The 6896-nt window shown below is 72.4% G+C and carries 7 protein-coding genes; 1 reads left to right on the forward strand and 6 read right to left on the reverse strand.

Translation table 11 applies throughout. From position 1 onward, the window contains the following. Positions 1–164: 164 nt before the first annotated feature. Genes E2C06_RS17295 through E2C06_RS17305 form a run of 3 tightly spaced genes read right to left on the reverse strand, consistent with a single transcriptional unit; the run spans position 165 to position 3318 of the window. Positions 165–1142: a tripartite tricarboxylate transporter substrate binding protein gene (locus E2C06_RS17295; RefSeq protein WP_133289865.1), complete on the reverse strand. Its 978-nt coding sequence runs from the start codon at positions 1140–1142 to the stop codon at positions 165–167. A gap of 4 nt (positions 1143–1146) precedes the next feature. Beyond that, the gene (locus E2C06_RS17300) at positions 1147–2115 is read right to left on the reverse strand and encodes a Bug family tripartite tricarboxylate transporter substrate binding protein (protein ID WP_133289866.1); all 969 of its coding nucleotides are present in this window, start codon (positions 2113–2115) and stop codon (positions 1147–1149) included. 27 nt (positions 2116–2142) lie between these two features. Further along, complete coding sequence (locus tag E2C06_RS17305; RefSeq protein WP_133289867.1) at positions 2143–3318, reverse strand: sialidase family protein; 1176 nt, start codon at positions 3316–3318, stop codon at positions 2143–2145. Positions 3319–3410: 92 nt separating this feature from the next. Here E2C06_RS17305 and E2C06_RS17310 point away from each other — a divergent pair, with 92 nt between their 5' ends. Further along, positions 3411–4091, forward strand: coding sequence for an SDR family NAD(P)-dependent oxidoreductase (locus E2C06_RS17310; RefSeq protein WP_133289868.1), 681 nt, complete (start codon positions 3411–3413; stop codon positions 4089–4091). Positions 4092–4164: 73 nt separating this feature from the next. Here E2C06_RS17310 and E2C06_RS17315 read toward each other — a convergent pair whose 3' ends face one another. From E2C06_RS17315 to E2C06_RS17325, 3 genes are all read right to left on the reverse strand, one after another. Next, positions 4165–4797 (reverse strand): flavin reductase family protein, encoded by a 633-nt coding sequence (locus E2C06_RS17315; RefSeq protein ID WP_133289869.1) that lies wholly within the window; start codon positions 4795–4797, stop codon positions 4165–4167. 28 nt (positions 4798–4825) lie between these two features. Beyond that, positions 4826–5236 carry a group II truncated hemoglobin gene (locus tag E2C06_RS17320; protein WP_133289870.1) on the reverse strand — a complete coding sequence of 137 codons (411 nt, stop codon included), beginning with the start codon at positions 5234–5236 and terminating at the stop codon, positions 4826–4828. Between the two features lie 169 nt (positions 5237–5405). After that, positions 5406–6617 carry an MFS transporter gene (locus E2C06_RS17325; RefSeq protein ID WP_165982446.1) on the reverse strand — a complete coding sequence of 404 codons (1212 nt, stop codon included), beginning with the start codon at positions 6615–6617 and terminating at the stop codon, positions 5406–5408. Positions 6618–6896: the final 279 nt, after the last annotated feature.

The raw sequence follows: 6896 nt of genomic DNA on the forward strand, positions 1-6896 counted from the left end.
AGGCCGCGGAGAAGGTACTTTCCCGTTGGACGCATGCGTCCGACCCCTCATCTGCTCTTCTGGGTCCGGCACCTTCCGCGCGGCGAGCGCCGACTCACCAAAAGGGAAGGGTGGGGCTTGGGGAGGGAACACCTGTTTCCTTCCCCAACCTTGCTTCCTGCCAATCAATCCAGCCGCACGTTCCCCGCCTTCGCCACCGCGCTCCATTTCGTCACCTCGGACGCGATGAACCGCGCGAACTCCGCCGGCGGCAGCGGCGCCGCGGTGCCGCCCAGCTCCTCGATCCGCGCCGTGACGGCCGGGCTGCGCACCACGGCCAGCGCGTCCTCCGCCAGCCGCGACACGACGGCGGGCGGCGTCTGCGCCGGGGCAACCAGCCCGGCCCAGCCGAGCGCCTCGAAGCCCGGCAGCATCGCCGCCTCCGCCACCGTCGGCACCTCCGGCGCCTGCGGCATCCGGCCGGCCGAGGTGATGCCGAGCGCCCGCACGCGCCCGGCGCGGATATGCGGCAGCGCCGAGGCCAGGCTGTCGAACATCAGCTTCACGTTGCCGGCGATCAGGTCCGCCATGGCCGGAGCCGAGCCGCGATAGGGGATATGCGTCAGCTTGATCCCGGCCTGCTGGGCGAAGGCCTCGGCCGCCAGGTGCAGGCTGCTGCCGGGGCCGCCCGAGGCATAGTCGATGCTGCCCGGCGCCGCCCTGGCCCGCTCCACCAGCGTGGCGAGGTCGGCGATGCCGAGGCCCGGATGCGCCACCGCGATCAGCGGCGTGGTGAAGACCAGGCAAATGGGCGCGAAGTCCCGCGCCACGTCGTAGGGCAGCACGGACATGACCGCCGGGTTGATCGCCAGCGGGCCGGAGGAGGCCATGCCCAGCGTGTAGCCGTCCGCCGGCGCATGGGCGATCGTCTCCATGCCCGGTACCCCGGCGCCGCCGCTGCGGTTCTCGACGACGACCGGCTGGCCGAGCCGTTCGGCCAGGCGTTCCGCCAGCAGCCGCGCCATGATGTCGGTGGCCTGGCCGGGCGGGAAGGGCACGATGACGCGGAGCGGCCGCGCCGGCCAGGCGGGTTGCGCCCCGGCCCGCGTCGCGGCCGCGAGCCAGGGCAGGGCGAGCGCCGCGCGGCGCCTCGGCAGCGGCATCCTCCTACTCCGGCCTGTAGTCGACGCTGCGCAGCAGGGCGCCGGCGCGCTCGATCTCGGCGGCGATGAAGCGGCGCGTCTCGGCGATGCTTTCGGTCACCGGCTCCAGCACCTGGCCCGAGAGGCGCTGCAGCACCGCCGGGTCGCGCATGGTGTCCTGCATCAGCGCATTGACCTGGTCGCAGATCGCGGCCGGCGTCCCGCGCGGCGCCCAGCTGCCGTACCAGGACTGGAACTCGAAGCCGGGCAGCCCGGCCTCCGCCATGGTCGGCAGGTCGGGCGCCAGCGGGGAGCGCCGCGGCGCGGCGATGGCGAGGGCACGGACCTTGCCGTCGCCGGTCGCCGGCAGCATGGCGAAGCTGTTGTCGATCAGCAGCGGCACCGCGCCGCCCATCAGGTCGGTCAGCGCCGGCTGGGTGCCGCGATAGCTGATCATGTCGAGGCCCGCGCCGGTGCGGCGGTTGAACTCGATGGTCGCCAGGTGGCTGGCGGCGCCGAGGGAGGAGATCGCGATGCTCCAGTCCTTCGGCCGCGCCCGCGCCGCGGCGATCACCTCGGCCACCGTCCTTTCCGGCCGGGCGCCGCTGATCACCATGACCAGCGGCGCCTGGGCGACGCGGGCCATGATCTCGAGGTCGCGCTCGGGGTCGAAACTGGCGTTCTTCAGCACCAGCGGCATGACCGCGGTGTTGAAGGCGGAAGCCAGCAGCGTATAGCCGTCGGGCGGGGATTGCAGCACCGCGTTGGTGCCGACCAGGCCGGCGCCGCCGGTGCGGTTCTCCACCACTGCGGTGGCGCCGAGCTTCTCCTGCAGCCTTTGCGCCAGCAGCCGCGCCATGGCGTCGTTGGCCGCGCCCGGCGGCCAGGGGCAGATCACCCGGATGGTGCGGCCGAGCGGCCAGGCGGCCTGCGCCCGCAGCGCCGGCGCGGCCAGCAGCACGGCGCCGCCGGCGATCATCCCGCGTCTTTTCATGGTCTTTCCCTCCCCCGCCGGCCGCCTTCAGTCGCCGCGCCTGACCCAGTCTTCCGAGACGCGGACATACTTGATCGCCTGCCGCCAGTACGTGAAGGCGACGTGCAGCGCGCCGTCGGCGGTTTGGCAGAGCGCGGGATAGGAGAATTCCCGATTCAGCCGGTCCTTCGAATTGTTGGTCATGCAGTAGCCGTCGCCGGTCTCGAGGTTGCGGCGCCAGGGCCAGGTCAGCCCGCCATCCCCGGAGATCGCCAGGGTCATCGGCGCCCGCGGCGCGCCCCAGAAGGCGCTGCGGCCAACTGCGGGCGCGGCGGGGGGGCGCATGTCCTCACCGCCGATGTCATCATACAGCGAGAGCCGCCGCCCGGTCGCATCCGCCGCGCTGCTGGCATTGAAGGCCAGCGCGACATGGCCGTTCACCAGCGCGATCGCCTGGATCGATGAGTTGTTGTTCGGCAGCACGGTCGGCACCGGCGCCGACCAGCTGCGCCCGCCATCGGCCGAGACGCTGCGGTGGACATGGTCCGCCCAGCGGCTGCGGAAGAAGGCCAGCAGCGTGCCGCCCGGCGCGGCGACGATGCTCATGTGCACGCAGCCGGTGCTGCCGGGCACCGCGATCTCCTCCCAGCTGCGGCCCTGGTCGGCGGACAGCAGGACCGAGCTGGTGTCGAGCTCGCCGGTCCAGGCGCCGACGGGCGGCTTCGTGCAGCGCCAGATCGGCAGCAGCCAGTCGCCATGGGCGGTGACGGTGACGGGGTTGCGGATGAAGGTGCCGTAGCCCGGCCGCTCCGGGATCAGCGTCTCGATCGGGCCCCAGGTGAGCCCGCCATCGGCCGAGATGCGCCGCCGCACCAGCGCGGTGTCCTGGTTGCCGGCGACCTGCGCGGTCCAGAGCAGCCAGAGCCGGCCATCGGGCGCGGCAAACAGCAGCGGGTTCTGCTCCGACCGCGTCGGGTCGTCCGAGAGCCGAACGGGGTCGGTCCAGCGCGTGGCGCCGGGGGCGAGCCGGGAGAGGTGCACGGAGATGTCCGGCACGCCTTCCTGCGTGCCGCCGAACCAGGTGCAGAGCAGCGTGCCGTCGGCCAGCGGCAGCAGGAAGGCGGCGTGGTTCTGCACGCAGGGCGTCGGGATGAAGGCGTCCAGCCGGGCCGGGTCGCCGGGCGCCGGCGCCAGGGTCTCCGGCCGCGCGATCGCGTCGCTCATGTGCGTCCCCTCGGGGCGTTTCCTCGGGCCATCGGGTAGGGCGCGGCGCGGAGACGTGTCAACCTTCCCCACCCAGGGTGAAGGAGAGGCGCATGACACGGCACGGCCATGCGGTGGTGACCGGGGCCAGTTCCGGCATCGGCCTGGCGATCTGCGCGCGGCTGCTGCGCGAGGGCTGGCGGGTCACCGGGCTGAGCCGCGGCGTCCCGGCGCTCGACCATCCCGGCTTCGCGCATGTCGCGGCGGATCTGCTCGATCCCGCGGGGCTGGCGGCGGCGCTGGAGGGCTGCGCGCCGACCGCGCTGGTGCATGCGGCGGGGGTGATGCGCAGCGGCATGCTGGGCCGCCTCGACCCGGCGGCGGGGGAAGCGCTGTGGCGGCTGCATGTCGATGCCGCGTGCCGGCTGGCCGACCTGCTGGCGCCGCGGCTGCCGGAGGGCGGGCGGATCCTGCTGCTCGGCAGCCGGGCGGCCGGCGGCGCGCCGGGGCGCAGCCAGTATGCCGCGAGCAAGGCGGCGATGCTGGCGCTCGCCCGGTCCTGGGCGGCGGAGCTGCTGCCGCGCCGCATCACGGTGAACGTGGTGGCGCCGGGCGCCACCGACACGCCGATGCTGCGCGACCCGGCGCGCGGGCCGGTCGCGCCGAAGCTGCCGCCGATCGGCCGCTACATCGCGCCGGAGGAGGTGGCGGCGCTGGTCGCCTTCCTGCTGGGGCCGGAGGCCGGGGCGATCACCGGGCAGGAGGTGATGATCTGCGGCGGGGCGTCGCTGTGAGGGAAGGCCGGGGAGAAGGTATTCTCCCCGGACCCCTCAGCTGTTTTTCCGGGTCAGCACTCGCCGCGCGGCGCTAGCGGTCCTTCTGGCCCGCCGTGAAGGCGCCGCCGTCGGTGGGGCGGAGCGCCTCGAAGAGCTCGGTCACCGTGGCGTAGTCGCGGTAGCCGCAGCGGGCCAGCGGCTGCGCCGCGGCGGTGTCGAAGCGGCCGTCGCGCAGATAGGCCTCGTCGATATGCACGCCGACGACCTGGCCGATGATGATCCAGCCCTGTAGCGGCCTGCCGTCCACGTCGTGCAGCCGCATCGAATGCACTACCTTGCATTCCAGCGCGGCCGGCGCGGCGGCGACGCGCGGCGCGCGCACCACGCGGCAGGGCGCGGTCTCGAGCCCCGCCGCGGCGAACTCGCTCTCGCCCTCGGCCAGCGCGCCGGAGGAAACGTTCATCGCGTCGAACAGCGGCCGGGTGCAGAGGTTGAAGACGAACTCGCCGGACTCGATGGCATTGGCGGCGCTGTGCTTCATCGTCTCCGAGGTGAAGGCCAGCATCGGCGGGCTGGAATGCACCGCGTTGAAGAAGCTGTAGGGCGCCAGGTTGGGCCGCCCCTGCGCGTCGAGGCTGGAGATCCAGCCGATCGGCCTTGGCGCGATGATCGCCTTGAAGGGGTCGTGCGGCAGGCCGTGGCCGTGGCGGGGTTCGTAGAACATGGGCGGGTGCGGGCCTTCCTGGGTCTGGCTATGCCGGTGGTGTCCAGGCGGCATCCTCGCGGTTCCGCATGTGCCGCGCCAGATGCTCGACCTGCGGCATCACCGCCGCGGTCAGCGCCGCGTCCGTCACCGTCTCCGCCCAGGCCTGGCGGAAGCAGAGCAGCCAACCCTGGATCTCCGCCGCGGCGATCGGCGCGTGCAGGTGGCGGCGGCGCAGCATCGGGTGGCCGTGCTTCTGCACATAGACCGGCGGGCCGCCGAGCCAGCCGGTCAGGTAGTCGAAGAGCTTCTGCTCGGAGCCCTCGAGGCTCGGCGGGTGGACGGCGCGGCAGGCAGCGGCTTCGGGCAGCGTGTCCATCAGCGCGTAGAAGCGGCGGGTCAGGCGGCGGACGCCATCCTCGCCGCCGATGCGGTCATAGGGGGTGGGGGCTTCGGGCATAAGGGTGTTGGTCCAGGGGAAAAGGAAGATTGGGGAGGGAAAAGTATTCCCTCCCCAAACCCCACCCTTCCTTTTTGTGAGTCTGGCACTCGCCGCGCGAAGGGTGCCGACTCCCAGAAATAGATGAGGGGGCTTGGGGGAGAATACCTTCTCCCCCAACCTTACTTTGTCAGGCCGGCACCGGCTCCGCCCGCTGCAGCCGCAGCCAGCCAACCGCCAGGATCGCCACCGCCAGCAGCCCGAAGGCGTACCAGTTCAGCGGGTACCAGCCCTGGCGCTCGTGCAGGAAGCCGGCCAGGAAGCTGGCGCTCGCCGTGGTGCCGAAGACCAGGAAGTCGTTCAGCGCCTGGGTCTTGCCGCGCTCGTTCGGCCGGTAGCAGGTGGTGACCAGCGTGGTCGCGCCGACGAACAGGAAATTCCAGCCGAAGCCGTTCAGGGTCAGGGCGATGCGGAAATGCCATTCCGTCTCGCCCATCAGTCCGGCGGCGATGCCGCCGCCCATGACCAGGATGCCGGCGACCATGACGTTGGTGGTGCCGAAGCGGGTGATCAGGTTGCCGGTGAAGAAGGCCGGCACGAACATGCCCATCACGTGCAGGAAGATGACCCAATGCGCTTCCGTGTGCGGCAGGCCGCAGGCGACGATCGCCAGCGGCGAGGCGCTCATCAGGAAGGACATCATCCCGAAGGCCGCCATGGCGGAGGCGACGGCGACGATGAAGCGCGGCTGCGCGGCGATCTCCCGCAGCGGCCGCGGCGGCGCGATGGCGGCGGCCCCGGCGACGGCCGGCGGCGGCGCCATGCTGGGGAAGCGGATAAAGGACATGATGGTGAAGACGGTGAGGTGGATGCCGACCATCGCGCCATAGGTCGCCAGGTACAGCGGCATGACCTGGTCGTGGGTGATCCGCACCAGGGACGGCCCGATGATGCCGGCGACCACGCCGCCCGCGGTGACCCAGGAGATCGCCCGGGCGCGGTAGGCCGGCGGGGCGAGCTCGACCGCGGCGAAGCGGTACATCTGCAGGCTGGCGACGGCATAGCCCAGGATCAGCCCGCCGAGGCACATCAGCAGGAAGATGCCGGTGTAGAGGCCGAGTCCGACGATGCTGGCGCCGGTCATCCCCATCACGGAGCCGAGCCGGAAGCCGAAGCCGCGCCCCATCCGCTGCATCAGCAGCCCGGCCGGGAAGACCGAGAGCATGACGCCGAGATGCTGCAGGGTGATCGGCAGCGTCGCCAGCTCGCGGTCCGGGAAGAAGGTCACGACCGAAAGCGCCGTCGCGGCAAACATCATCGTGTTGCCGGCCTGGCCGATCGCCTGGCAGCAGGCCAGGAGGAAGAGGTTGCGCCGCATGGCGCCGTCGAGGGTCTGCTGCATCGGTTTCCCGGCGTTTCCAGCCGGGATCATTGCCGCCGGGGCCAAGGGCGGCAAGGCCACCGGGCGGGAACTGGTATGTCACAGGCGCATGCGTGCCCGGTCCTGCGCCTTGGCCCGGCCGCGCGATCCGGGCTAAGCACCGGGGTTCGGGAGCCCCGCCATGAACGCCATCGCCGCTGAATCCGCCCGCCTGCTCGAGACCGCCGCCCGCGCCGCCCGCGTGGCGGCCGGCAGCCTCGCCCGCGCGCCGCGACCGGCCAAGGACGCGGCGCTGCTGGC

Source organism: Dankookia rubra, assembly GCF_004355005.1.
Taxonomy (GTDB): Bacteria; Pseudomonadota; Alphaproteobacteria; order Acetobacterales; family Acetobacteraceae; genus Paracraurococcus; species Paracraurococcus ruber_A.

Excerpts from the sequence above, each read along its gene's own strand:
- E2C06_RS17315 (WP_133289869.1), bottom strand. The coding sequence starts at position 4,797 with ATGTTCTACGAACCCCGCCACGGCCACGGCCTGCCGCACGACCCCTTC.
- E2C06_RS17325 (WP_165982446.1), bottom strand. The coding sequence starts at position 6,617 with ATGCAGCAGACCCTCGACGGCGCCATGCGGCGCAACCTCTTCCTCCTG.
- E2C06_RS17305 (WP_133289867.1), bottom strand. The coding sequence starts at position 3,318 with ATGAGCGACGCGATCGCGCGGCCGGAGACCCTGGCGCCGGCGCCCGGC.
- E2C06_RS17310 (WP_133289868.1), top strand. The coding sequence starts at position 3,411 with ATGACACGGCACGGCCATGCGGTGGTGACCGGGGCCAGTTCCGGCATC.
- E2C06_RS17300 (WP_133289866.1), bottom strand. The coding sequence starts at position 2,115 with ATGAAAAGACGCGGGATGATCGCCGGCGGCGCCGTGCTGCTGGCCGCG.
- E2C06_RS17295 (WP_133289865.1), bottom strand. The coding sequence starts at position 1,142 with ATGCCGCTGCCGAGGCGCCGCGCGGCGCTCGCCCTGCCCTGGCTCGCG.
- E2C06_RS17320 (WP_133289870.1), bottom strand. The coding sequence starts at position 5,236 with ATGCCCGAAGCCCCCACCCCCTATGACCGCATCGGCGGCGAGGATGGC.